Origin of the sequence: Streptomyces sp. L-9-10, from assembly GCF_004151105.1 — a bacterium.
Classification (GTDB): domain Bacteria; phylum Actinomycetota; class Actinomycetes; order Streptomycetales; family Streptomycetaceae; genus Streptomyces.
Genome location: NZ_PHRF01000020.1, coordinates 118,131 through 141,512, shown reverse-complemented (window position 1 = coordinate 141,512; position 23,382 = coordinate 118,131). Strand labels below are relative to the sequence as shown.

21 protein-coding genes and 1 tRNA gene are annotated in these 23,382 nt (G+C 70.4%); 17 read left to right on the top strand and 5 right to left on the bottom strand.

Features of this window, described 5'->3' with window-relative positions:
* Nucleotides 1-114 precede the first annotated feature (114 nt).
* Nucleotides 115-876: a phosphoglyceromutase gene (locus CU044_RS04640; protein WP_030353391.1), complete on the top strand. Its 762-nt coding sequence runs from the start codon at nucleotides 115-117 to the stop codon at nucleotides 874-876.
* A gap of 436 nt (nucleotides 877-1,312) precedes the next feature.
* On the opposite strand, the gene phoU is transcribed toward CU044_RS04640, so the two are convergent.
* Nucleotides 1,313-1,993, bottom strand: a complete 681-nt coding sequence (gene phoU / locus CU044_RS04635; protein WP_030353390.1) for a phosphate signaling complex protein PhoU — start codon at nucleotides 1,991-1,993, stop codon at nucleotides 1,313-1,315.
* A gap of 206 nt (nucleotides 1,994-2,199) precedes the next feature.
* Here phoU and CU044_RS04630 point away from each other — a divergent pair, with 206 nt between their 5' ends.
* Together CU044_RS04630 and CU044_RS04625 are read left to right on the top strand one after the other, a co-directional pair.
* Nucleotides 2,200-3,462: an ATP-binding protein gene (locus CU044_RS04630; protein WP_129767143.1), complete on the top strand. Its 1,263-nt coding sequence runs from the start codon at nucleotides 2,200-2,202 to the stop codon at nucleotides 3,460-3,462.
* Entirely contained in the window at nucleotides 3,459-4,139 is a 681-nt protein-coding gene (locus CU044_RS04625; protein ID WP_030353388.1) for a response regulator transcription factor, read from the top strand. Before CU044_RS04630 ends, CU044_RS04625 begins: the two co-directional genes overlap by 4 nt.
* 164 nt (nucleotides 4,140-4,303) lie before the next feature.
* On the opposite strand, the gene CU044_RS04620 is transcribed toward CU044_RS04625, so the two are convergent.
* Nucleotides 4,304-5,002: a DUF461 domain-containing protein gene (locus tag CU044_RS04620; RefSeq protein ID WP_129767142.1), complete on the bottom strand. Its 699-nt coding sequence runs from the start codon at nucleotides 5,000-5,002 to the stop codon at nucleotides 4,304-4,306.
* A gap of 712 nt (nucleotides 5,003-5,714) precedes the next feature.
* On the opposite strand from CU044_RS04620, the gene CU044_RS04610 reads away from it, so the two are divergent.
* From CU044_RS04610 to CU044_RS04580, 7 genes are all read left to right on the top strand, one after another.
* Nucleotides 5,715-6,197, top strand: a complete 483-nt coding sequence (locus tag CU044_RS04610; protein WP_003953493.1) for a CarD family transcriptional regulator — start codon at nucleotides 5,715-5,717, stop codon at nucleotides 6,195-6,197.
* Between the two features lie 309 nt (nucleotides 6,198-6,506).
* Nucleotides 6,507-7,253 carry a 2-C-methyl-D-erythritol 4-phosphate cytidylyltransferase gene (gene ispD / locus CU044_RS04605; protein WP_129767141.1) on the top strand — a complete coding sequence of 249 codons (747 nt, stop codon included), beginning with the start codon at nucleotides 6,507-6,509 and terminating at the stop codon, nucleotides 7,251-7,253.
* Nucleotides 7,243-7,752: a 2-C-methyl-D-erythritol 2,4-cyclodiphosphate synthase gene (gene ispF, locus CU044_RS04600; protein WP_129767140.1), complete on the top strand. Its 510-nt coding sequence runs from the start codon at nucleotides 7,243-7,245 to the stop codon at nucleotides 7,750-7,752. Before ispD ends, ispF begins: the two co-directional genes overlap by 11 nt.
* A gap of 270 nt (nucleotides 7,753-8,022) precedes the next feature.
* The gene (locus CU044_RS04595; protein ID WP_129767139.1) at nucleotides 8,023-8,427 is read left to right on the top strand and encodes a PPOX class F420-dependent oxidoreductase; all 405 of its coding nucleotides are present in this window, start codon (nucleotides 8,023-8,025) and stop codon (nucleotides 8,425-8,427) included.
* Nucleotides 8,428-8,567: 140 nt separating this feature from the next.
* The gene (gene cysS / locus CU044_RS04590; RefSeq protein WP_129767138.1) at nucleotides 8,568-9,968 is read left to right on the top strand and encodes a cysteine--tRNA ligase; all 1,401 of its coding nucleotides are present in this window, start codon (nucleotides 8,568-8,570) and stop codon (nucleotides 9,966-9,968) included.
* 133 nt (nucleotides 9,969-10,101) lie between these two features.
* Complete coding sequence (rlmB, locus tag CU044_RS04585; protein ID WP_129767137.1) at nucleotides 10,102-11,052, top strand: 23S rRNA (guanosine(2251)-2'-O)-methyltransferase RlmB; 951 nt, start codon at nucleotides 10,102-10,104, stop codon at nucleotides 11,050-11,052.
* A 138-nt stretch (nucleotides 11,053-11,190) separates the two neighbouring features.
* Complete coding sequence (locus tag CU044_RS04580) at nucleotides 11,191-12,999, top strand: DoxX family protein (RefSeq protein ID WP_193563874.1); 1,809 nt, start codon at nucleotides 11,191-11,193, stop codon at nucleotides 12,997-12,999.
* 119 nt (nucleotides 13,000-13,118) lie between these two features.
* Here CU044_RS04580 and CU044_RS04575 read toward each other — a convergent pair whose 3' ends face one another.
* The 3 genes from CU044_RS04575 to ugpC form a co-directional block, all read right to left on the bottom strand.
* Nucleotides 13,119-13,871 carry a nucleotidyltransferase family protein gene (locus tag CU044_RS04575; protein ID WP_129767136.1) on the bottom strand — a complete coding sequence of 251 codons (753 nt, stop codon included), beginning with the start codon at nucleotides 13,869-13,871 and terminating at the stop codon, nucleotides 13,119-13,121.
* Nucleotides 13,872-13,909: 38 nt separating this feature from the next.
* Nucleotides 13,910-14,332, bottom strand: a complete 423-nt coding sequence (locus CU044_RS04570; RefSeq protein WP_129767135.1) for a hypothetical protein — start codon at nucleotides 14,330-14,332, stop codon at nucleotides 13,910-13,912.
* Nucleotides 14,333-14,581: 249 nt separating this feature from the next.
* A complete protein-coding gene (gene ugpC, locus CU044_RS04565; RefSeq protein WP_129767134.1) occupies nucleotides 14,582-15,706 on the bottom strand; it encodes a sn-glycerol-3-phosphate ABC transporter ATP-binding protein UgpC in 1,125 nt (374 codons plus the stop codon).
* A 204-nt stretch (nucleotides 15,707-15,910) separates the two neighbouring features.
* On the opposite strand from ugpC, the gene CU044_RS04560 reads away from it, so the two are divergent.
* From CU044_RS04560 to CU044_RS04535, 7 genes are all read left to right on the top strand, one after another.
* A tRNA-Thr gene (locus tag CU044_RS04560) sits at nucleotides 15,911-15,984 on the top strand.
* Between the two features lie 132 nt (nucleotides 15,985-16,116).
* A complete protein-coding gene (locus CU044_RS04555; RefSeq protein ID WP_240045334.1) occupies nucleotides 16,117-19,026 on the top strand; it encodes a BTAD domain-containing putative transcriptional regulator in 2,910 nt (969 codons plus the stop codon).
* A 262-nt stretch (nucleotides 19,027-19,288) separates the two neighbouring features.
* Nucleotides 19,289-19,486 carry a hypothetical protein gene (locus CU044_RS38345; RefSeq protein ID WP_165371773.1) on the top strand — a complete coding sequence of 66 codons (198 nt, stop codon included), beginning with the start codon at nucleotides 19,289-19,291 and terminating at the stop codon, nucleotides 19,484-19,486.
* An 83-nt stretch (nucleotides 19,487-19,569) separates the two neighbouring features.
* The gene (locus CU044_RS38340; protein ID WP_165371772.1) at nucleotides 19,570-20,106 is read left to right on the top strand and encodes a MauE/DoxX family redox-associated membrane protein; all 537 of its coding nucleotides are present in this window, start codon (nucleotides 19,570-19,572) and stop codon (nucleotides 20,104-20,106) included.
* Nucleotides 20,107-20,129: 23 nt separating this feature from the next.
* On the top strand, nucleotides 20,130-20,684 hold the full coding sequence (locus CU044_RS04545) for a hypothetical protein (RefSeq protein ID WP_129767132.1): 555 nt from the start codon (nucleotides 20,130-20,132) through the stop codon (nucleotides 20,682-20,684).
* 77 nt (nucleotides 20,685-20,761) lie between these two features.
* Nucleotides 20,762-22,582 carry an ABC transporter ATP-binding protein gene (locus tag CU044_RS04540; protein WP_240045343.1) on the top strand — a complete coding sequence of 607 codons (1,821 nt, stop codon included), beginning with the start codon at nucleotides 20,762-20,764 and terminating at the stop codon, nucleotides 22,580-22,582.
* Nucleotides 22,579-23,382, top strand: a complete 804-nt coding sequence (locus tag CU044_RS04535; RefSeq protein WP_129767130.1) for a S26 family signal peptidase — start codon at nucleotides 22,579-22,581, stop codon at nucleotides 23,380-23,382. The genes CU044_RS04540 and CU044_RS04535 overlap by 4 nt, the downstream gene beginning before the upstream one ends.

The window sequence follows — 23,382 nt, the reverse complement described above, 5'->3', positions numbered from 1 at the left end:
GGTAAGTGGCCGACTGGCCAAGGGCAACTTACGTACCGTGGCTCCAGGACCGCTACTCAATTGACGGCAGACGTCAATCGAAGCCCGTCCGGTGGGTCCATTAGGCTTTGGCCCATGGCCGACGCACCGTACAAGCTGATCCTCCTCCGCCATGGCGAGAGCGAGTGGAACGCCAAGAACCTGTTCACCGGCTGGGTGGACGTCAACCTCACCGACAAGGGCGAGAAGGAAGCGGTCCGCGGCGGTGAGCTGCTCAAGGACGCCGGCCTGCTGCCGGACGTACTGCACACCTCCCTCCAGAAGCGCGCCATCCGCACCGCCCAGCTCGCGCTGGAGGCCGCGGACCGCCACTGGATCCCGGTCCAGCGCTCCTGGCGGCTGAACGAGCGCCACTACGGTGCGCTCCAGGGCAAGGACAAGGCCCAGACGCTCGCCGAGTTCGGCGAGGAGCAGTTCATGCTGTGGCGCCGTTCGTACGACACCCCGCCGCCGGCCCTGGAGGACGGCACGGAGTTCTCGCAGAGCGACGACCCGCGCTACGCCACGATCCCGAGCGAGCTGCGTCCGCGCACGGAGTGCCTCAAGGACGTCGTCGAGCGGATGCTGCCGTACTGGTACGACGCGATCGTCCCCGACCTGCTGACCGGCCGTACGGTCCTGATCGCCGCCCACGGCAACAGCCTGCGCGCGCTGGTCAAGCACCTGGACGGGGTCTCGGACGCCGACATCGCGGGCCTGAACATCCCGACCGGTATCCCGCTCGTCTACGAACTGGACGCCGACTTCCACCCGGTCACGCCGGGCGGCACGTACCTGGACGCGGACGCGGCGGCCGCCGCGATCGAGGCCGTCAAGAACCAGGGCAAGAAGAAGTAGGCCCGACGTACGCGCCGACGCGCTGACGCGCGAAAGGGCCCCGTCCGCAGTGTGACGCACTGCTGGACGGGGCTCTTCGCGTCAGCCGCAGCCGCCGCCGCACTGGCATGAGCCGCCCGACTGGCAGCCGCAGCCGCAGCCCGAGCCGCAGCCGCATGCGCCGAGAACGGGCAGACGGGTCACGGGGACAGGGGCCGCGGGGGCTTCCTGCCCGGGGACGTGAGTAGGGGAATCGGCCATGGGATCCTCCTCGAAGGCGTGCGTGGATGGCGCCTGAGCCCATTGCATGCCCAGGGGGGCGGGCGCATCAACGGCGCATGTGCGCAGGCGCTGCCGCGCGCTCCTTCGCGCCGTTCCGCTGTCCCGCGCGCCACTCAGCGCTTCCCGGCGCGGTTTCCACGTTCTCCCCGCGCCCGGGAGGATCCGCCGGCCGTCCCTACGCCCCTTCGACCGGCGTGTCCACCGGCTGGATCTCGTCCGCGTGCTCGCCCGTCACCAGGAAGACGACGCGCTTCGCGACCGCGACCGCGTGGTCCGCGAACCGCTCGTAGTAGCGGCCCAGCAGCGTCACGTCCACCGCCGTCTCGATGCCGTGCTTCCAGCGGTCGTCCATCAGGTGCTGGAAGAGCGTGCGGTGCAGCAGGTCCATCTCGTCGTCGTCCTGCTCCAGCTGGAGCGCCAGCTCGACATCCTTGGTGATGATCACCTCGGCGGCCTTCGCCATCAGGCGCTGCGCCAGCTGACCCATCTCCAGGATCGTCGCGTGCAGATCGTGCGGCACCGGCGAGACCGGGAAGCGGAGCCTGGCCAGCTTGGCGACATGCTGCGCCAGGTCGCCGGAGCGCTCCAGGTCGGCGCTCATCCGCAGCGAGGTCACCACGATCCGCAGATCGGTCGCGACCGGCTGCTGCCGTGCCAGCAGCGCGATGGCCCTGGCCTCCAGGTCGTGCTGGAGGTCGTCGACCCGCTGGTCGGCGGCGATCACGCTCTCGGCGAGCTTGAGATCCGCGTCCAGCATGGCCGTGGTGGCCCGCCCGATGGCGGAACCGACCAGCCGGGCCATTTCGACCAGATCCTCGCCTATCGAGTCCAGTTCCTCGTGGTACGCGTCCCGCATGGGGTTGTCCCTCTCTTCACGTTCCTGCCCGGGGCCGAAGGCCGGGGGCTGTGCCCCCACGCTCCCACGTTCCGGCCGCTACGCGTCCGGCTCCTCCCTCACAAATGAACCGGTACTTTCCCCTCGGTGAACTCTGGGCGACGAGTGTCGCAGGAGACACTCTGAGGGCTGGGAGAGCGTCCGTGACCGCGCATAACCTGGGATACATGGACGTGAACGCGGCGGTCGCCGCATTGGCCGCGATCGCCGGGGTGTGCACCGGCGTGATCGCCATGCTGGCGTTTCGCTGGAGCGAACGCGACCAGGCAAGACCCACCCGTACCTCCCTGCACACGGATGCCGTACTGCCTCCGGGCGTCGACACCGTACTGTCCGTGCTCCGTTCCTCCGCTGTCGTTCTCGACGAGAGCGACTCCGTGGTCAAGGCCAGCTCCGCGGCGTATGCGCTGGGACTGGTCAGGGGCGGCAAACTCGCTGTCGAGCCGATGCTGCACATGGCGCGCGACACCCGGCGCGACGGCGAGATAAGGCAGGTGGAGCTGGATCTCCCCCGGCGCGGTACGGGCCGGGGAGAGGCCCTGGCCGTCTCCGCCCGGGTCGCCCCGCTCGGCTCCCGCCTCGTCCTCCTTCTGGTCGAGGACCTCACGGAAGCCCGCCGTATCGAAGCGGTACGGCGTGACTTCGTGGCGAATGTCAGCCACGAGCTCAAGACTCCCACCGGTGCGCTCTCCCTGCTCTCCGAGGCCGTGATGGACGCCTCGGACGACCCTGAAGCGGTCACCCGCTTCGCCGGCCGTATGCAGATCGAGGCGACCCGGCTCACCAATCTCGTACAGGAACTCATCGACCTCTCTCGGGTGCAGAACGACGACCCGCTGGATGACTCGGAGTCCGTACGGGTGGACGAACTGGTCGCCGAGGCCATCGACCGGTCCCGGCAGCCCGCGTCCACCAAGCAGATCACCATGGCCTCGGGCGGTACGGCCGATCTGTATGTATGGGGTAACCGCGGCCAGCTCGCCGCCGCTCTCGGCAATCTCGTCGAGAACGCCGTCAACTACTCCCCGGCCCGCACGCGCGTCGGTATCGCCGCGCACCGCGTCTCCGCCACCGGCGGGGACCTCATCGAGATAGCCGTGACCGATCAGGGCATAGGTATCTCGGAGAAGGACCGCGAGCGGATCTTCGAACGCTTCTACCGTGTGGACCCGGCCCGCTCCCGGGCCACCGGCGGTACGGGGCTCGGCCTCGCCATCGTCAAACACGTGGCCGCCTCGCACGGCGGGGAAGTCACCGTATGGAGCTCCGAAGGCCAGGGCTCCACCTTCACCCTGAGGCTGCCCGAGGCGGGCGCCGGACGGGACCGCACACCCACCGGCCCGGACGAAGTCGACCGGCGCTACGACACTGACCCCAGCATCGAGCTGGATACCCCGACCGTGATTCCTGCCCCGGAGGTCCTTCCGTGACCCGAGTGCTCGTCGTCGAGGATGAGGAATCCTTCAGCGACGCCCTTTCCTACATGCTCCGCAAGGAAGGCTTCGAGGTCGCGATCGCGACCACAGGGCCCGCGGGGCTCGATGAGTTCGAACGCAACGGCGCCGATCTCGTCCTGCTCGACCTCATGCTGCCCGGCCTGCCGGGCACCGAGGTCTGTCGCCAGCTGCGTGGCAAGTCCAATGTCCCGGTGATCATGGTGACCGCCAAGGACAGCGAGATCGACAAGGTCGTCGGCCTGGAAATAGGGGCTGATGACTATGTCACCAAGCCCTTCTCCTCGCGGGAGCTGGTCGCCCGTATCCGCGCGGTCCTGCGCCGTCGCGGTGAGCCGGAAGAGGTGACCCCGGCCGCCCTGGAGGCGGGTCCGGTCAGGATGGACGTGGACCGTCATGTGGTGACGGTCTCCGGCGGCAAGGTCGACCTGCCACTGAAGGAGTTCGACCTGCTGGAGATGCTGCTCCGCAACGCGGGCCGGGTGCTGACCCGGATGCAGCTGATCGACCGGGTGTGGGGCGCGGACTACGTCGGCGACACCAAGACCCTGGACGTCCACGTCAAGCGGCTCCGCGCCAAGATCGAGCCGGACCCGGGTGCCCCGCGGTATCTGGTCACGGTCCGCGGTCTGGGCTACAAGTTCGAGCCGTAAACCGACTCTCCCCGGCGCCTGTGGTTCCGCGCGTGACGCGAGTGATGCGTGACGTGTGACGCGCGTCATGTGTGAGGTGACGCGCGTCGCGTGTGGCGTGTGGCTGTGGTGTGGCGCCCTGCCCGGATCCCGGGCGGGGCGCCACAGCCATGTCGTGGCGTAGCTCAGCCCGCGGCGTCGTGCGAGGCGGACGAGGAGTCCGACGGCGTGTCCGTCAGGCCGTCCTGCTGGCCGTTCTCGCCTCCGGTGGTGCCCTCGCCTCCGGTGTTCTCGCCCGCGGCGTTCTCGCCCTCGGCACCCGCGGCGGGCGTTCCCGACGGCGTGACCGAGCTTCCCGGCGGGGTCGGCAGCGAGCTCGGGCCCACGTCCTTGAAGAAGCTGTCCGCCGGCCAGACGAAGGCACGCAGCCCCACGTCGCCGGTCTTGCTGAACGTGAAGACGACCTGCTGCGCGTCGCCGTTCTTCGCGGCCTCGCGGCCGTTCTCGATCACGGCGGAGGCGTTGCCCGCGCCACCGAGCTGGACGGAGCCGTGGGCCGGCACGGTGACCGGGCCCGAACCCTTGGCCGGCGAGAGCTTCACCGTCGCGCTGGTCCCGGGCAGCTTGACCGAGTCGAGGGTCTGCGCGCTCTTGCCGTTGTTGAAGACCGTGCCGGTGACGACCGCCAGGCCCTCCGCGTCGGCCTCGGGCTGAGTGACCACCGTCGCGTTCTGGATGGTGATGACGTCGACGGAGGTGGCGGCGTTGTCCGGCCTGACACCGAGGGTCTGCGCGTTGTTGCCGGCCCCGCACGCGGAAAGCGTGGCGAGCGAGAACACGAGGGCGGTAGCGGCGAGGGCGCCGCGTCGAAGGCTGCGGCTCACGGCGGCGGCATCTCCTAGGACGTACGGACGGAGGGGCTGAGGACGAGCTGACCAACCTGGGATCGGGCTAAAGAAGCGTCAGCGGCCCTCAGGTTACCGAGCCGTTGTGGCGGCCCCGCACCCGACCCGCCCCCGACGGGTTCCGTCCGGTCCCGGCCGCGCGGGCCGCACCGGTCACCCTGCCGTTCCCGCCTCCGGCTCCCGCTTCCGATCGCACCGCTGATCGCACCTTCGATCACATCTGTCGCGCCTCTGATCACACCTGGGATCAGCTACGCGATCTCAGTGTTTCGCACGCCGTTCACATAATGCCGGTGATCAATTCCTCCGGGCGTCCACATTCCTTACGAATACCGCGTGGGAGGCCAGGGTGATCAAATTCAGAATCCCTCCCACTTCCGTTGTACTTCCGTCACACTTCCCGTCGTACGAGTGACCTACATCCGAACGGAGTACGGGAAGATCAGCCCCCTGAATCCGGCAAATCGGGACGTTCGGCCTCTTCGGGAGGGGTTTCACGGTGGGTGACGAGCATGTTTCCGGGCGGCCGTGCAGCCGCTCCGACCTGCGAATACCCCCTTCCGGAAGCCGCTCGCAGCACGTTCCTGGCGCTGTTGTCAAGCCCCGAGATGCGCCCTGACCTGCGAAAACGCCATTCAGAAGATGCCATTCTCGTGTTACCCTGGATAGCCACGGAAGGGGTACCTGTCACATGACGTTCAAGGTTGGCGACACCGTGGTCTATCCCCATCACGGGGCCGCGCTGATCGAGGCCATCGAAACGCGCCAGATCAAAGGCGTGGACAAGACCTACTTGGTGCTCAAGGTCGCCCAGGGCGACTTGACGGTGCGTGTACCGGCGGACAATGCGGAGTTCGTCGGCGTGCGCGATGTGGTCGGTCAGGACGGGCTGGACCGGGTCTTCGAGGTGCTCAGGGCACCGTACGCAGAGGAGCCGACGAACTGGTCCCGTCGCTACAAGGCAAATCTCGAGAAGCTCGCCTCCGGCGACGTCATCAAGGTCGCCGAAGTCGTGCGTGACCTGTGGCGCCGGGAGCGTGAGCGTGGACTCTCCGCAGGTGAGAAGCGCATGCTCGCCAAAGCGCGGCAGATTCTTGTCAGCGAGCTGGCTCTCGCGGAGAACACGAATGAAGACAAGGCCGAGGCTCTGCTCGACGAGGTCCTCGCGTCCTGAATTTCTTGACGCAGTGAAGCACTGAATGCCGTGGTGCCCGCTGACCAGCTATGAGGAAAAGGCTGCGTCGCCGGGCGCTGCGGCATGTCCGTATACCCGCATCCCGTCCGACATTCCGTATGCATCCCCCGTACACATTGACTTGTCGTGATGCTCGCGACACCACACAAGTGTCGCGACATGTCGCTCGCGGCCGGCGCGGTACGTCTCGACCCGGTGTCACGGAAGGGTCCGGTCAAGGCGTCGCGCCCGGCACGCTGTGGCCATACCCATGTCGGCCGAGGAAACAAACCTGCCGGAGTGCAACCGATGTCAGAGGAAGCCAAGCCCCACCGCACCGCCGCGGTGATCCCCGCCGCAGGCCGGGGCGTACGGCTCGGTCCCGGCGCCCCCAAGGCGCTCCGCACCCTGGGCGGCACACCGATGCTGATCCACGCCGTCCGCGCGATGGCCGCGTCCCGTGCCGTCTCGCTCGTCGTCGTGGTCGCGCCGCCCGAGGGCGCCCCCGAAGTGAAGAACCTCCTCGACGACCACGCGCTGCCCGCGCGCACGGACTATCTCGTCGTACCCGGCGGCGAGACCCGTCAGGAGTCGGTACGCCTCGGTATCGAGGCCCTGCCCGACGGCATCACCACGGTCCTGGTCCATGACGCGGCCCGCCCGCTCGTGCCCGTGGACACCGTGGACGCCGTGGTCGAGGCCGTACGCGACGGAGCGCCGGCCGTCGTGCCCGCGCTGCCGCTCGCGGACACCGTCAAGCAGGTCGAGCCCCGGGAGAAGGGCGAGCCCGAGCCGGTCGTCGCCACCCCCGACCGCGCGCTGCTGCGCGCCGTACAGACCCCGCAGGGTTTCGACCGCGAGACGCTCCAGCGCGCCCACCGGAGCGAGACGGCGGTCGGTGAGGGCGCGACGGACTGCGCCGGTATGGTCGAGCGGCTCGGCGCGCCCGTGGTGGTCGTGCCGGGACACGAGGAGGCGTTCAAGGTGACCCGGCCGCTGGATCTGGTGCTGGCCGAGGCGGTACTCGCCCGCAGGAGGGCCAACGATGGCTTCTGACAGCCGGCCGCCGGTGGCCGTAGTACTGCCGCAGGTCGGGATCGGCACCGACATCCACGCCTTCGAGGAGGGCCGCGAACTGTGGTGCGCGGGTCTGCTCTGGGAGGGCGAGGGCCCCGGGCTCGCGGGCCACTCCGACGCGGACGTCGTCGCGCACGCGGCCTGCAACGCGCTGTTCTCCGCCGCCGGCCTCGGCGACCTGGGGGCCCACTTCGGCACCGGCCGCCCCGAGTGGTCCGGCGCGTCCGGGATCACCCTCCTCACCGAGGCCGCGAGGATCGTCCGGCACGGGGGCTTCACGATCGGCAATGTCGCCGTGCAGGTCGTGGGCGTGCGGCCGAAGATCGGCAAGCGGAGGGAAGAGGCGCAGAAGGTCCTCTCCGCGGCGGTCGGCGCGCCGGTCGCGGTCTCCGCCGCCACCTCCGACGGACTCGGCTTCACGGGCCGGGGCGAGGGGCTGGCCGCGATCGCCACGGCGCTGGTGGTACGGAGCGACTGACCGGTCCGCGACGGACCCCGGTCCCGCGACCGGCCGGTCCGCGACCGGCAGGTCGGTGACGGGCCGTCGGTCCGGGACAGGCGTCGGTCCGTTACGGTCCGGTCGGTGACGGGCCGTCGGCTCGCGGCGGATGCCCGCCGACCGACCGGCCTGAAATGCCGGTCCGCGGGCGTGGGTTGAGGGAGCATCGACGGGTACGCGAACCGGCGTCCGCCCCTCCGGTTCACCCCGTGTACCGGGCATCAGGATTCAGGCATCAGGAAGGCAGTCATGTCAGCCGAACTCTCCGAAGACCTCAAGCACCTCCTCGACGAACCGATCTTCGTCAACATCGCCACCATCCAGCCCGACGGCAGCCCGCAGGTGTCGCCGGTGTGGGTGAAGCGCGACGGGAACGACGTGCTCATCTCGACGACGGTCGGCCGCCGCAAGGAGAAGAACCTCCGCCGCGACCCCCGGGTGACGGTCGTCGCGCAGCCCACCGACGCCCCGTACACGTACGCGGAGATCCGCGGCACCGCGGAACTCACCACCGAGGGCGGCCAGGAGCTGATCGACGAACTGTCGCTCAAGTACACCGGCAAGCCGTACGCCGAGTTCAACCCGGCCTCGGGCGAGGACGCCGAGCGCGTGGTCGTCCGTATCACCCCGCGCAAGGTCGTCGGCCGCGTCTGAGCCGTCGGCCGCGTCCGGGCCGGCCGCGACCGTCCGGGCCCGTCGCGTCTGAGCCGGTCGAGGTCACAATTGTCACGCTTGGGTGTCCCCGTGGCCCAAAGGGTCGCGGGGCACTACCCCAGGCGCACTACCCTTGTCGCGTGACTATTCGGCTGTACGACACCGGCGCCCGGCAGATCCGTGATTTCACCCCGCTCACGCCGGGCTGTGTCTCGATCTACCTGTGTGGCGCCACCGTGCAGGCCGCCCCGCACATCGGGCACATCAGGTCGGGACTGAACTTCGACATCATGCGCCGCTGGTTCGAGTACCGCGGCTACGACGTGACGTTCGTCCGCAACGTCACGGACATCGACGACAAGATCATCACCAAGTCGGCCGACCAGGGCCGGCCGTGGTGGGCGATCGGCTACGAGAACGAGCGCGCCTTCAACGCGGGCTACGACATCCTCGGCTGCCTGCCCCCCACCTACGAGCCGCGCGCCACCGGCCACATCACCGAGATGATCGAGATGATGCGCGGCCTGATCGAGCGCGGTCACGCGTACGAGGCCGACGGCAACGTCTACTTCGACGTCCGCTCCTTCCCGGGCTACCTGGAGCTGTCCAACCAGGACCTGGACGATCTGCGCCAGCCCTCGGGCGAGGGCGAGACCGGCAAGCGCGACCAGCGGGATTTCGCCATGTGGAAGGCCGCCAAGCCCGGCGAGCCCTCCTGGGAGACCCCCTGGGGACGTGGCCGGCCCGGCTGGCACCTGGAGTGCTCGGCGATGGCCCACAAGTACCTGGGCACCGTCTTCGACATCCACGGCGGCGGCATCGACCTGATCTTCCCGCACCACGAGAACGAGATCGCGCAGGCCAAGGGGTACGGCGACGAGTTCGCCAAGTACTGGGTGCACAACGCCTGGGTGACCATGAGCGGCGAGAAGATGTCCAAGTCGCTCGGCAACTCGGTGCTGGTCTCCGAGATGGTCAAGCACTGGCGTCCGATCGTGCTGCGCTACTACCTCGGCACCCCGCACTACCGCTCGATGATCGAGTACAGCGAGGAGGCCCTGCGCGAGGCGGAGTCCGCCTTCGCGCGCATCGAGGGCTTCGTCCAGCGCGTGGTGGAGAAGGCCGGGGGGATCGTGGACGCGGCGGACGAGGTGCCGCCCGCCTTCGCCGAGGCCATGGACGACGACCTGGGCGTCCCGCAGGCGCTGGCGGTCGTCCACACCACCGTCCGGCAGGGCAACTCCGCGCTGGCCGCCGACGACAAGGAAGCGGCCGTCGCCCGGCTCGCCGAGGTACGGGCCATGCTCGGCGTCCTCGGTCTGGACCCGCTCGACCCGCACTGGGCCGGCGAGACGGACCGGGGTGACGATCTGCACGGCGTCGTGGACACGCTCGTACGGCTCGTACTGGAACAGCGCGAGGCGGCGCGCGGCCGCAAGGACTGGGCCACCGCCGACGCCATCCGGGACCAGCTCCAGCAGACCGGACTCGTCATCGAGGACGGCCCTTCGGGCCCGCGCTGGACGCTCGGACCGCGCTGACCTGGGCATCTGTGCCGCCCGGGGGCTTCGAGGGCGTCCGGGCGGCACACTTGCGTACGCTGACACATAAAACTTGACGCATCCCCACGTCCGCAGAACATCTGACGCACTTAGGCAACGAAACAGGTAGGTCATGGCCGGGAACAGCCAGCGCAGGAACCGCCGCACGTCCAACAAGAAGGGCGCGCAGGTCGGCAGCGGTGGCAAGCGACGCCGCGGGCTCGAGGGCAAGGGCCCGACACCGCCCGCGTCCGCACGCAAGGGCCATGTCCAGAACCGCGTCGCCAACGCCAAGGCCAAGCAGTCCGCCCGCCGCCAGGTGGCGCGTCGCGGCGGCAAGGGCGCCAGCGAGATGGTCGTCGGCCGCAACCCCGTCTTCGAGGCGCTGCGCGACGGCGTGCCCGCCTCGATGCTCTACGTCCAGCAGTTCATCGACAACGACGAGCGTGTCCGCGAGGCGCTCCAGCTCGCGGCCGACCGCGGCGGCATCCATCTGATGGAGGCGCCCAAGCCCGAGCTGGACCGGATGACGAACGGCCTGAACCACCAGGGCCTCGTCCTCCAGGTCCCGCCGTACGAGTACGCCCACCCCGACGACCTCGCCGCGGCGGCCTTCGACGACGGCGAGGACCCGCTGATCGTCGCGCTCGACGGGGTCACCGACCCGCGCAACCTCGGCGCGGTCGTCCGCTCCGTCTCCGCCTTCGGCGGACACGGGGTCGTCGTACCGGAGCGGCGCGCCGCCGGGATGACGGCCGGCGCCTGGAAGTCGTCGGCCGGTACGGCGGCCCGTACGCCGGTCGCCCGCTGCACCAACCTCACGCGCACGCTGGAGGCGTACCAGAAGGCGGGCCTGACCGTCGTCGGCCTCGCGGCGGACGGCGAGGCCGAGGTCGGCGACCTCGAAGCCCTCGGCGGGCCCGTCGTGATCGTCGTCGGCAGCGAGGGCAAGGGGCTCTCCCGGCTGGTCGGCGAGACCTGCGACTTCCGGGTCAGGATCCCGATGCCGGGCGGCGCCGAGTCGCTGAACGCCGGTGTCGCCGCCGGAGTGGTGCTGTACGAGGCGTCGCGCCGCAGGTCCTGAGGGGTGCCGGGGGCGCGTGACCGGGCGCCCCTCGGGAGTGCCCGGGGGCGCGTGACCGGGCCTCCGTGATGATCTTGACGGGTCTCGGACATTTCCCGCGCGTCAAGGCAGTGTCCTAAACACAAGTCACTCGGTTAGATGAGTGTGGACACCAGAACGCCCCGGCCCGGGTTCGACGATCAGCCCCCGCTGAGCATGCTCAAAGTGGACTGCGACCCCGCGCAGGTCATCGTGAACCACGCCAGCTTCCGGGTGAAGCTCGCAACGCCCCAGCGCCCCGGCGCCGCGCGCGCCGCGGCCGCGGACACCGCGCGTATCCCCGCCATGAGCGGCGGGGGCGGCGGGGGCGGTGGAGGAGGAGCGCGCCGCAGGGCGCCCGTCGTCTGGAGCGGAAAGTCCGAGCCGGGGGACCCCGGAGCCAGCGGACTCCTCCAGGCGGTGCGGAACTCCTCCGCCAGGCCGGCCCGCGGTGGGTACCGCGACACGCCCGGTCTGCCGGACGTACCCGGAAGGGGGTACGACAGCGGCGCCACACAGGTCATCCCACGGATCGGCGTCGACGGCGAGTCGACGGTACCGACACCCGTCGTCGGCCCCCCGCGCGTCGGCGTACCGGCGCCGCCCGGTCCCCGTACCGCCGCCACACCGCTGCTGCCGCCCATGCGGCAGGCGGTCGGCGCGTACGACACGGCCTTCGACCCCGATTCCCGCCGCGACTCGCGCTACGACTCCCGGTACGACTCCGGCTACGGCGCCGGATACGACGCGCCCGACGAGGAGCCGTACGAACTCGGCCCCGACGCCGACGACCGGGACCGCTTCCCGCGGCACGGCGCGGAGGGCGCGCGCGCCGCCGACGCGGGCGTACGGCACGCGTACTACCCCGGCCGCCGGATGAACCTCGGCGTGGTGCTGCTCCCGCTCCGCGTCTTCCTCGGTTTCATCTCGATCTACGCCGGTATGGGCAAGCTCTGCGACCCCGTCTACTTCGACGGCGGCGAGCGCGGCTCGATGGTGAAGTGGCTCAACTCCCTGCACCCCTGGGCCCTCGCGGAGCCGCTGCGGGACTTCGCGCTCTCGCATCCCGTCGGCGCGGGCCTCAGCGTCGCCTTCCTCCAGATCGTCGTCGGCGTACTGACGGTCCTCGGCCTCTGGCAGCGGGTCGCCGCCTGCGTCGGGGCGCTGCTCTCGGCGGCGCTGCTGCTCACCGTCAGCTGGCGGACCGTCCCGGCGTACGACGCGCCCGACATCATCTACCTCGCCGCCTGGTCCCCGCTGGTCATCGCGGGCGCCCCGGTCTACTCCGTGGACGGCCGGCTCGCGGGCGAGGCGTGGCGCAGGCTCGGACCGCGCTCCGAGATCTGGGATCTGCGACGCCGGGTGCTGCGCCGGGGCGCGGTCGTGGCGACCGTCGTCATCGGCCTCACGCTGCTGGTCGGTTCGGTCCTGGGCGGAGCCGTACGGTCCTCCGAGATGGTGACCGTGCCGGGACCCAACGTGGACCCGGTCAACCAGCTGCCGGGCGTCCCGCTGCCGCAGAAGCGCGGCGGAGGCACGAGCAGCGCGTCCGGCGCGCCCGACAGCGGGGGCGCCAAGGGCGGCACCTCGTCCGAACCGTCGGCGACCCGCTCGGGCAGCCCCACCGCCCCGCAGACCGCGCCGGGCAGCGACGGGCAGGTCCGCGAGAGCGGCGGCGCCACGACGGGTACGGGACGGACGCAGCAGCCCAGCCAGACGCAGGGGACGGTCCAGCAGCCCCCGCGGACGGCGGAGCAGGCCCCGCCGCCGTCCAGCAGCCAGGGACCGTCCTCGTCGGGCGGTGCGGGCGACGGGAGCGGCGGAGGAAGCGGCAGCGGCGGCGGCAGTGGCGGCGACGGGGGATCCGGCACCGGAGGCTCGTCCTCGGGCGGCGGCAACCGCAACCCGATCGGCGGCCTGCTCGGCTGACGCCGTACGGAGACGACTGAGACCAGAACCGAGACCAGAAGTGAGGGGCGGCCACCCCGGTCGGGTGGCCGCCCCTCTGACGTGCTCGGGACGTGCTCGTGACGCGCTCTCAGGGGGCGTCAGCGTGCTACCGGGCTCCCGGGGCTCCCAAGGCTTCCCGGGCCGCCGGAAGCGAGCTCCTTGGCCGCCTCCGTGAGGTCCTTCGCGGTGTCGATGGCCCGCCAGTACGCCCCGTTCGGCAGCGGATAGCCCGCCAGCCGGCGCTGCCGCGCCAGCCGGGGGAAGGTGGTCCGCTCGTGGTCGCCGCGGTCGGGCAGCAACTCGACGAAGCCCGCGGAGAACACGTACACCCCCGCGTTGATCAGATACGGCGACGGGGGCGACTCGATGAAGTCGAGGACATGGCCGAACTCGTCCGTCTCGACGGCCCCCCACGGGATCCGCGGCCGGGCGAGGGCGAGCGTCGCGGTCGCGTCACGCTCGGAGTGGAACGCGGCCATCTCGCGCAGCGAGAAACGCGTCCAGATATCGCCATTGGTGGCGTACCAGGGCTGATCGGGGGCGGGCAGGCGCGCGGCGGCGTACTTGAGGCCGCCGCCGCGGCCCAGGGGCTCGGACTCCACCACGGTGGTGACACGCAGCGGAAGATCCGCCGAGTCCAGCCATTCCTGGAGGACTTCGGCGAGATGGCCGCACGAGATGACGACGTCGGTCACGCCCTCGGCGGCGAGCCAGGAAAGCTGATGGCCGATGATCGGGGTCCCTGTTCCGGGGATCTCGACCATCGGCTTGGGCCGGTCATCGGTGTACGGGCGCAGCCGCGACCCCTGGCCGCCCGCGAGGACCACGGCCTGCGTCGGATACGTATGCATGCCGTGAACGATAGGCGGGCCGGGCAGGGAGCAGGCGGTCAGCTCCCCGCGGTCTGCTGGGAGACGCCGTACGCGAACGAGGTGTCGCACACGGGACGCGAGAAGGACTGCGCGCGCGTGGGGCCGTAGGAGGCGACGGCGGCGCGGCCGAGGGCCCGCGCGATCGACATGCAGTGCCTGGCGAGCGAGGGGCGCTCCTCGACCTGCCGCTGAAGGTGCGTCAGGGCGATGCCGGGATCCTTCTCCTGAAGCTCCACGAGGAGCTGGTCGCGGAGAATGTCCTGGGGCGTACGGGACTTGGCCCGGACCGAGGCGGTGTCCGAAGAGGCGGTCAGGACCTGCGACTCGGAGGTGCTGGCCGCCCACGGGACACGGGCGACCGCGAGGGTCCCGGAGAGCACCAGGACGACGGGCAGTACGAGAGCGAGAGTTCGGCCGATACGGCGGGCTGTGTGGGTCACGCAGGCGAGCGTAGCGGGCAGTAATGATTTGGCGACATTTAGTCACTCGTGTGAGGGATGGTTCGACCGGGCCTTTCGAATCGGGCGTTGACGCCCCCTGTCTGAAATGGCCTGTCTGCCGGGGTATTTGTCGCTCCACGCGGACGGCCCCGCACCGGAGTGCGGGGCCGTGCGGACGGATTCGGACCGGGAGGCCCGGCGGGCGCGTCAGCCGCCCGCCCTGTGTGTCCCGGTCGGCTCGGCCGGTCGTCAGTCGGTCAGGCGCTCGCCGGTCGAGGTCGAGAAGACGTGCGTCTCACCGGCGCGCGGGACGACGTGCAGCTTGGCGCCCTTCTCGGGGACGGCGCGGCCGTTGACGCGGACCACGAGGTCCTTCTTCTCGCTGCCGAGGTCGGCGGTGCCGTAGACGTAACCGTCGGCGCCCAGCTCCTCGACGACGTTGACGGTCACGGCCAGACCGGCCGGAGCGTCCTTGGAGAGCGCGCTGCCGGCGCCGCTCTCCTCGGCGAGGTCGAAGTGCTCGGGACGGACACCGACCGTGACGGTCTTGTCACCCTTGTCCGCGGCCGCGGCGAGCGCGTCACGCGAGACCGGCACGACGCTGTTGCCGAACTTGACACCACCGTCGGTGATCGGCACCTCGACCAGGTTCATGGCCGGGGAGCCGATGAAGCCGGCGACGAAGAGGTTGTTGGGGCGGTCGTACATGTTGCGCGGCGAGTCGACCTGCTGGAGCAGACCGTCCTTGAGGACCGCCACCCGGTCGCCCATGGTCATGGCCTCGACCTGGTCGTGGGTCACGTACACGGTCGTGATGCCGAGGCGGCGCTGGAGCGACGCGATCTGCGTACGGGTGGAGACACGGAGCTTGGCGTCGAGGTTCGACAGCGGCTCGTCCATGAGGAACACCTGCGGCTCACGCACAATGGCGCGCCCCATCGCGACACGCTGCCGCTGACCACCGGAGAGCGCCTTCGGCTTGCGGTCGAGGTACTCGCTGAGGTCGAGGATCTTCGCGGCCTCCTCGACCTTCTTGCGGATCTCCGCCTTGTTCACGCCGGCGATCTTGAGCGCGAAGCCCATGTTGTCGGCGACGGACATGTGCGGGTACAGCGCGTAGTTCTGGAACACCATGGCGATGTCCCGGTCCTTCGGCGGCAGGTGCGTGACATCGCGGTCACCGATCCGGATGGCGCCGCCGTTGACGTCCTCGAGACCCGCGAGCATGCGCAGGGAGGTCGACTTGCCACAGCCGGACGGACCGACGAGGACGAGGAACTCGCCATCCTCGATCTCGATCTCCAGCTGGTCGACAGCGGGCTTGGTGGAACCCGGGTAGACGCGGGTTGCCTTGTCGAACGAGACAGTTGCCATGGCGATGTGTCCCCTCACCGGCAGGAACGTGCCGGACGATCCGAGTAAAGGAGTGAGTCCTCCGCCGGGAGGCGGGGGATGGGTCTAGTCCACCTGGGTGAACTTGAGGTGACGGTACCTGCCCGTCAGGGATCTGTCAGTAGTCCTGCGCGAACGAAATTTCTGGCGGGGTGGTGATCGAAGCCGGTTACACTGCTCGGGCACGCCTCCTTAGCTCAGTTGGCCAGAGCAACGCACTTGTAATGCGTAGGTCGTCGGTTCGAATCCGACAGGGGGCTCCGAGGTAAGAGCCCCGGGTCAGGAATCTGGCCTGGGGTTTCTTGTTTTGGATGACCTTGAGACCGACCCAAGCGGGGCACGTGCATTTAAGAACCCTTGTTCGGTTCTTGAATTGGCGGGCGGGTGGGTATGTGGCAAGCCTTGGGGCGGCGGGCGCGGGGGGCGCGGTGATGATCGGATTCGGTGTGCTGGGGGAGATCCAGGCGTACAGCGACGGCGTCGCCGTGGACCTGGGGCCGGCGCGGCAGCGCAGTGTGCTCGCGGCACTACTGGTGGACATCAACCGCACTGTGCCGGTGGAAGGGCTGGTCGATCGGGTGTGGGGCGTCCGTCCGCCGCAGCGTGGCAGGCCGACCCTGTACAGCTATCTTTCCCGGCTGCGGCGGGCGCTTGACTCGATGGCGGATGAGGCTTCCACGGACAGGGCGTCCATCGTGCGTCGGCCCGCGGGCTACGCGCTGCTCGCCGACCCCGGCGTTGTGGACGTGCGCGTCTTCAGCGACCTGGTCGGACAGGCGAGAGCGGCGGACGACGGCCGAGCGGCCGTCCTGTTCGAGCGGGCGCTCGGGCTGTGGCGCGGCGAGCCGTTCGCCGGAGTGGATACGCCGTGGTTCAACTCGCTGAGGGAGTCACTGCTCGGGGAGAGGCACGCCTGCCGACTCGACCGTAACGACGTTCAGTTACGCCGCGGGCACCATGCCGCGCTGCTGACCGAACTGGCCGCGTGCCACGAGGCGCTTCCGCTGGACGAGCGTCTGGCCGCCCAGTTCATGCTGGCGCTCTACCGGAGCGGCCGCACGGCCGACGCGCTGCGATGTTTCGAGCGGGTCCGGCACGCGCTCGCCGAGGAACTGGGGAGCGACCCGGGCCTTGAGCTGGGGCGACTGCATCAGCGGGTCCTCGCCAACGACCCGGCGATCGGCGCACCCGGCGCACCCGGCACGACGGCCGTCGCGGCGCCGGCGGCCGGAGCCGTGCCCACCTCCGGTATCCCATCGCCGCAGGACCGTGCTCTTCCGCGCCAACTGCCTGCCGCCCCACCGTGGTTCACCGGGCGGCAGCGTGAGCTAGCCGAACTCGACAAGGCCCTGGGGCAGGCCGGGCAGCCCGGCGGCGCGGTGGCGGTGTGCGCCGTCAGCGGCAGCGGCGGCGTCGGGAAGACCTCGCTCGCCGTGCACTGGGCGCACCGGAACACCGACCGGTTCCCGGACGGGCAGCTCTATGTGGACCTTCGCGGTTTCGACCCCTCGGGAGAGCCGCTGGCGCCCGCCGCCGTGGTCCGGGTATTCCTTGACGCACTCGGCGTGGGCTCGGGCTCGATACCGGTGGACCAGCAGGCACTGTCCGGGCTCTATCGCAGCCTGGTCGCGGAGCGACGCATGCTGATCGTCCTGGACAACGCCGCGGACGCCACGCAGGTGGCCGCGGTGTTGCCGGGCAGCGCAGGATGCGCGGTCCTGGTCACCAGCCGCCGCCGGCTGACCGGGCTCGCTGTCACCCACGGGGCGTACCTTCTGCCGCTGGACGTGCTCACCGCCTCCGAGTCCCGGGACTTGCTGGGGCGTCATCTGGGCGAGGACCGGCTGGCCGCCGATCCCGAGGCGGTCACCGCCGTGCTGGAGCATTGCGCGGGATTGCCCCTGGCCATCAGTGTCGTGGGAGCCCGCGCGGCTGCCAGGGCCGGGTTCCCGCTGGCTGTGTTCGCCGAGGAACTTCAGGACCAGTCGGCGCGGCTGGACGCTCTGGACGCGGGTGATCTGTCGGCCAACGTCCGGGCGGTCTGCCTCGTGTCGTACCGTGCCCTCACCGACGGGGCCGCCGAGGTCTTCCGGCTCCTTGGGGCGGCGCCGGGCCCGGAGATCGGTCTGGCCGCCGCCGGAAGCCTGCTCGGCCGTTCACCGGCCGAGACCCGGGCGGCCCTGCGGGAGCTGGAGACGGTCCACCTGGTGCAGCAGTCCGCGCCCTACCGCTACCGCATGCATGACCTGATCCGCCTGTACGCCGCCGAGCGGGCCGCCGTGGACCAGAGTGAGGAGTCCCGCGAGCGGGCGCTGCGGCGCGTCCTGGACTTCTACCTTCACACCGCCTGCGCCGGTGCCAAGGTTCTTACCCCGCTCCAGCATCACCACCTGGAACTCGAACCGCCCCTGGACGGTGTGACCCCCCAGGCGCCGGCGGACCAGACGGCCGTCATGTCGTGGTTCCGCGCCGAGCACGCCTGCCTGCTCGCCGCCCAAGGCTTCGCCGGCCGGCAGAGGTGGGACTTCCTGGTGTGGCAGCTGGCCCGGGTGCTGGACGGCTTCCTCTGGCGGCAAGGGCGGCTCCACGACCATGTGGCCCTGTGGCGCACGGGTCTTGCCGCGGCCGAACGCCTCGGAGAAGGGACCGCCCGCGCCTGGGCGCACCGCCGTCTGGCCCATGCCTGCGCCCGGTCCGGCAACCACGACGACGCCCTCCACCACGCCGGCTCGGCCCTCGCCGCGGCCGAGGAGGCCGGTGACCTCTCCGAGCAGGCGCGCATCCACGACGTCACCGCCTGGTCGTGGGCCCAGCAGGGAGACGACCGGCAGGCCCTGACCCATGTCCGGCACAGCCTGCGGCTCCATCGCGTGGGCCACGACCCGCTGGCGCAGGCGAACGCGCTCAACGCCGTCGGCTGGTACGAGGCCCGCATCGGGGACTACCGGGGGGCCATGGCTCACTGCGAGGAGGCCCTGGAGATCCACCGGCGGCACGGTTTCCGCGACGGGGAGGCCTGCACCCTCGACAGCCTCGGCTTCATCGCCCACGCGGCGGCCCGGCACGACGAGGCACTCGCCTACTACCACCGCGCCCGTGCCCTCTTCCACGACCTTGGCAACCTCTACGAGGAGGCCAACACCCTCGCCAACCTCGGCGACGTCCATCTCGCCCTCGCCCAGCCTGACGAGGCCCGCCACAACTGGCGCCAAGCCGTCAGCCTCTACGACGCCCAGCACCGAACGGAGGACGTCCGCCGCCTCCAGGTGAAGCTGGCCCGCACGCGGGGTGTGTCGACTTAACCGACGTAACGGTTAACTGACGTAACGGCTGGTCTCGGTTGTGCGCGCAGGATCCGCCGGAGCCGTTCCCGGCCGACCTTCACCGTCCGGACCCGGATGATCTGCCGGCCCTTGACCTCGAAACGCCGGGCCGACCTGCTCTTTCCAGGTCTTCACAAGGTTGGCCGAAGGCCGGCTGAGCAGAGTGCCTCTCGTACCACCGCCCACCGGCGAAGCAGTCGGCGGAACGGGCGGGACCATGGCCGAGAGAAGGAGTCAGATCGTGCTCAAGACGATGGAAGCGATGGGGAGCAGCCTCCTCGAACGGTTCGTGCCCAAGGTCGACGCGGACGCGGCACCGGCCCCTTGTTACAAGTGCTTCACCGGCTCGGGCTGCAACGCCACCGCGAACCACTGGTGGTCGTACAGCAGCAACTGCTCCACCGGCTGGGTCTTCATGTACTGCGACAACTGCCGCTAGATCAGAGCGGTTTCAACCCCGCTCTGAGGCCGGGCCACGCACGGGGGTGGTCCGGCCGGGGCGGCCGGAGGAAGGATCGCGCCTTGGAGACCGTCGCAGCCGCCTGCGCCGTCTGCCTTGTGGTGGTGTTCGCCGCCGCGGCCGTCGGAAAGCTGCGCGGCGCGGGCTCGTTCCCGGCGTTCGTGCGAACTCTGAAGGACCTCGGTGTCATACCGGAGCGCTGGGCGCGCGGCTGCGCGCTGCTCCTGGTGGCCGGGGAGATATCGGTGGCAGTGCTGCTGCTCATCGCTCCGCTCGCCCCCGGTCTCGGGACGGCCGGATTCATCCTCGCCGCCGGTCTGCTGGCGGCGTTCACCGCCGGTATCGCGATCACCGCCGCACGGCGGACCGGGGTGCGATGCCGCTGCTTCGGTGCGTCGGCATCGCCACTCGGCGCGCGGCACGCCGCACGGAACGCCGCACTCGCCCTGATCGCGGTCACCGGAGCCGCCCTGGCCCCGGCCATCGCCCGCGTTCAGCCCGCCGAGGCACTGCTGGCGGTGTGCGCGGGCACGCTGGCCGGCGCCTTGGCGATCGTGTGGGACGACATCGTCGGACTGTTCCGTCCCGTAAGCCACTGACACGTCATAGTTGAGGAGAGAAGATGCCGATCCTGATCGGACTGGTTGTACTGGTCGGGCTGCTCTGTACGTTGGACCTGATCCTGACCGTGGGCGTGATCAAACGACTGCGGGAGCAGTCCGACGAACTCGCCCGTATGGGCCGGGGCCCCACGGCCTCCCTGACCAAGGGCGACGAAGTCCTCGCCTTCGAGACGGCCACGACTGAGGGCGAGCGGCTGAGCCGCGAACAGCTGGCTGACGGCACGGCGGTGGCCTTCTTCTCTCCCGACTGCCCGGCCTGCCGGGAGAAGACACCGGCGTTCCTGGAGTACGCGCGGACCGCGCCGGGCGGGCGCGGCCGGGTCGTGGCGGTCGTCGTCGGAGAGCCCGACGAGGCTGCCGCGTACGCCGCCGAACTCGCTCCCGTGGCCCAAGTGGTCGTGGAGGAGCAGGGCGGCCCGATGTCCCTGGCCTTCGCCGTCATCGGCTTTCCCGCCGTGCTCCAGGTGGCCCGTGACGGGAAGGGCACGCTCGTCGTCACCACCGACAACCTGGATCTGGATCGCGTCGGCACGGCCACCGTCGTTCCGGCATGAGTGCCCGTACCGAGAGCGCGCACACCGGCACGACAGGCGCGGAGGGCAACGGCGGGCGCTCGCTCTCCACGGTACGAATGGCCGTCGCGGCCTGCGCGTTGACGGCCACCGCGGCCCCCGGCCCCCTGGCGCTCTACTGCGTGCTCATGCTCGTCACCGGCTCACTCCCGGTGGTGACCGCCTGGCTGACCAAGCTGGTGCTGGACGATCTCGTCGCGGGCGCCACGGCGGGAAGGCTGATCGCTCTCGGCGCGGGTCTCGCCCTGGTCACCGCGGTCGTCGGCACCGTCCCCCATGGGGCGCGGTACCTCCGTACGGAGATGGACCGCCGGGTCGGACTGCTGGCTCAGGACAGGCTGTTCACCGCGGTCGGGGGCTATGTCGGGCTGGCGCGGTTCGAGGATCCGCGCTTCCTCGACCGGCTGCGGCTGGCCGACCAGGCGGGCAGAAGCACCCCCAGCCAGACGGTCGACAGCATGCTGGGCAGCGTGCGAGCGGGTATCACCGTGGCCGGGTTCCTCGGCTCCCTGCTGCTGGTCAGCCCGGTGATGACCGCGCTGGTGCTGCTGGCCGGGGTGCCGATGCTGATCGCCGAGCTGGCGCTGTCGCGGCGAAGGGCGCGGATGTTCCTGGCGGTGGGGCCGGCGGAACGGCGGGAGATCTTCTACAGCCAGTTGCTGACCGGTGTCGACGCGGCCAAGGAGGTAAGGCTGTTCGGCATTGGGGCCTTCCTGCGCGGACGGATGCTGGATGAGCGCCGGGTCACGGACGCGGCGAAGCGGTCGGTGGACCGCCGGGAGGCCCTCGTCCAGACCGGGCTCGGTCTGCTGGCCGCGCTGGTGAGCGGCGGCGGACTGCTCTGGGCTGTGGGCTCAGCACATGCCGGAACACTCTCGGTGGGTGACATCACCATGTTCGTCGCCGCGGTGGCCGGGGTGCAGACCGCTCTGGCCGCACTCGCAGGACAGATCGCCCTCATTCATCAGGCTCTTCTTATGTTTGATCACTATATGACCGTGACCTCGGCCGGCCCTGAACTCCCTGTCCCCGCCACCCCGCGGGCGCTGCCGGGCCTCCGGTGCGGGATCGAGCTGCGGGATGTCTGGTTCCGTTACTCGGACGACCATCCATGGGTGTTGCGCGGAGTCGATCTGTATCTCCCGTACGGCGGCTCCCTGGCCCTCGTCGGACTCAACGGCGCGGGCAAGTCGACGCTGGTCAAGCTGATCTGCCGATTTTATGATCCCACCCGGGGAGCGATCCTCTGGGACGGCGTGGATGTGCGTGACGTCGACCCGGCCGAACTGCGGCGGCGGATCGGCGCGGTGTTCCAGGACTACATGCACTACGACATGACGGCCGCGGAGAACATCGCGCTCGGCGATCTGGAGTCGCTCGACGACCACGCCCGGCTCCGGACGGCGGCCACTCGCGCGGGGATCCACGGGAAACTCGCCGCTCTCCCCAGCGGATACGGCACCTTGCTGTCACGCCTGTTCTTCACGGAATCCGAGAAGGACGACCCGGAGACGGGGGTGGTGCTCTCCGGCGGGCAGTGGCAACGGCTGGCCCTGGCACGGGCGTTCCTGCGGGACCGGCACGATCTGATGATCCTCGACGAGCCTTCGGCGGGACTGGACGCGGAGGCGGAGGCCGAGATCCATGCCTCGCTCAGGAAGTACCGCGGCGGACGGACCAGCCTGCTGATCTCGCACCGCCTGGGCGCCGTACGGGACGCCGACTCCATCGTCGTCCTCTCGGACGGCCGCGTAACCGAACGGGGCGACCACGCGGCGCTGATGGCCTCCGAGGGCGAGTACGCGCGGCTGTTCCTGCTCCAGGCGTCCGGCTACCGGGCCGAGGCGGATCAACGGAGCGCCATGGGAGGACAGGCATGACGACCGAGCAAGCGCCCGCCGACGATCAGCCGGAACAGGCGATGGGGAAGCCCGTCGGCGAGGCGCGCGCCTCCCTGCCCGATCATGTACTGGCCGTGCTGCCCGCCGAAAGACTGCTGGACGCCGTGCTGCCCGCCGAAAGACTGCTGGACGCCGTGCTGCCCGCCGAAAGACTGCTGGACGCCGCGCTGCCCGCCGAAAGACTGCTGGGCGAGGAGGCCCCGGCACCGCGGCGGCCTCTGGATGTCCTGACGGGCCTGACAGGGGTGCGGCTGGTGACCGCGTCGGTCTGGGCCGCGGCGCCGCTGCTCCTGCTCATCGACGCACGTCTGCCGGCCCTGCTGTGCGCTCTGGCCGCGGTGGCGTCGACTCTGGGGTCCGCGTGGCTTGGGCGCAAGCTGGTGGCCGTGACCGTACGCGGTGAGAGCATGCGGCCCGCCTACCGCGACGGCGACCTGGTGCTCGTACGCCGGGACAGCTCGCCCGCGCCGGGCCAGGTGGTCGTGGTCGAACGTCCCGCGCCCGCCGCGCGCTGGACCAGGCCACCGGTGGGACGCGCGGCCGGGGGCCGCGGCCTCACCGACCGTGAATGGCTGATCAAGCGCGTCGCGGCGGTACCCGGCAACCCCGTACCGACCGACCGGGTTCCCCTCCTGTCCGGCACCACGGGCGAGCTGGTGCCGCCCGGCAGCCTGGTACTGCTCGGCGACAACGACGTGAGCAGCCTCGACTCACGCATAGTGGGCTACTTCCCCGCCGACCGAGTCCTGGGCAGCGTGGTACGCCCGCTCAGAATGTAG

Coding starts and splice junctions, on each gene's coding strand:
- CU044_RS04580 (WP_193563874.1), top strand. CDS start 11,191: ATGAGTGTGGACACCAGAACGCCCCGGCCCGGGTTCGACGATCAGCCC.
- CU044_RS04630 (WP_129767143.1), top strand. CDS start 2,200: ATGGACGTGAACGCGGCGGTCGCCGCATTGGCCGCGATCGCCGGGGTG.
- CU044_RS04595 (WP_129767139.1), top strand. CDS start 8,023: ATGTCAGCCGAACTCTCCGAAGACCTCAAGCACCTCCTCGACGAACCG.
- CU044_RS04610 (WP_003953493.1), top strand. CDS start 5,715: ATGACGTTCAAGGTTGGCGACACCGTGGTCTATCCCCATCACGGGGCC.
- ispF (WP_129767140.1), top strand. CDS start 7,243: ATGGCTTCTGACAGCCGGCCGCCGGTGGCCGTAGTACTGCCGCAGGTC.
- ugpC (WP_129767134.1), bottom strand. CDS start 15,706: ATGGCAACTGTCTCGTTCGACAAGGCAACCCGCGTCTACCCGGGTTCC.
- ispD (WP_129767141.1), top strand. CDS start 6,507: ATGTCAGAGGAAGCCAAGCCCCACCGCACCGCCGCGGTGATCCCCGCC.
- CU044_RS04575 (WP_129767136.1), bottom strand. CDS start 13,871: ATGCATACGTATCCGACGCAGGCCGTGGTCCTCGCGGGCGGCCAGGGG.
- CU044_RS04540 (WP_240045343.1), top strand. CDS start 20,762: ATGGCCGTCGCGGCCTGCGCGTTGACGGCCACCGCGGCCCCCGGCCCC.
- rlmB (WP_129767137.1), top strand. CDS start 10,102: ATGGCCGGGAACAGCCAGCGCAGGAACCGCCGCACGTCCAACAAGAAG.
- CU044_RS04535 (WP_129767130.1), top strand. CDS start 22,579: ATGACGACCGAGCAAGCGCCCGCCGACGATCAGCCGGAACAGGCGATG.
- CU044_RS04640 (WP_030353391.1), top strand. CDS start 115: ATGGCCGACGCACCGTACAAGCTGATCCTCCTCCGCCATGGCGAGAGC.
- CU044_RS04545 (WP_129767132.1), top strand. CDS start 20,130: ATGCCGATCCTGATCGGACTGGTTGTACTGGTCGGGCTGCTCTGTACG.
- phoU (WP_030353390.1), bottom strand. CDS start 1,993: ATGCGGGACGCGTACCACGAGGAACTGGACTCGATAGGCGAGGATCTG.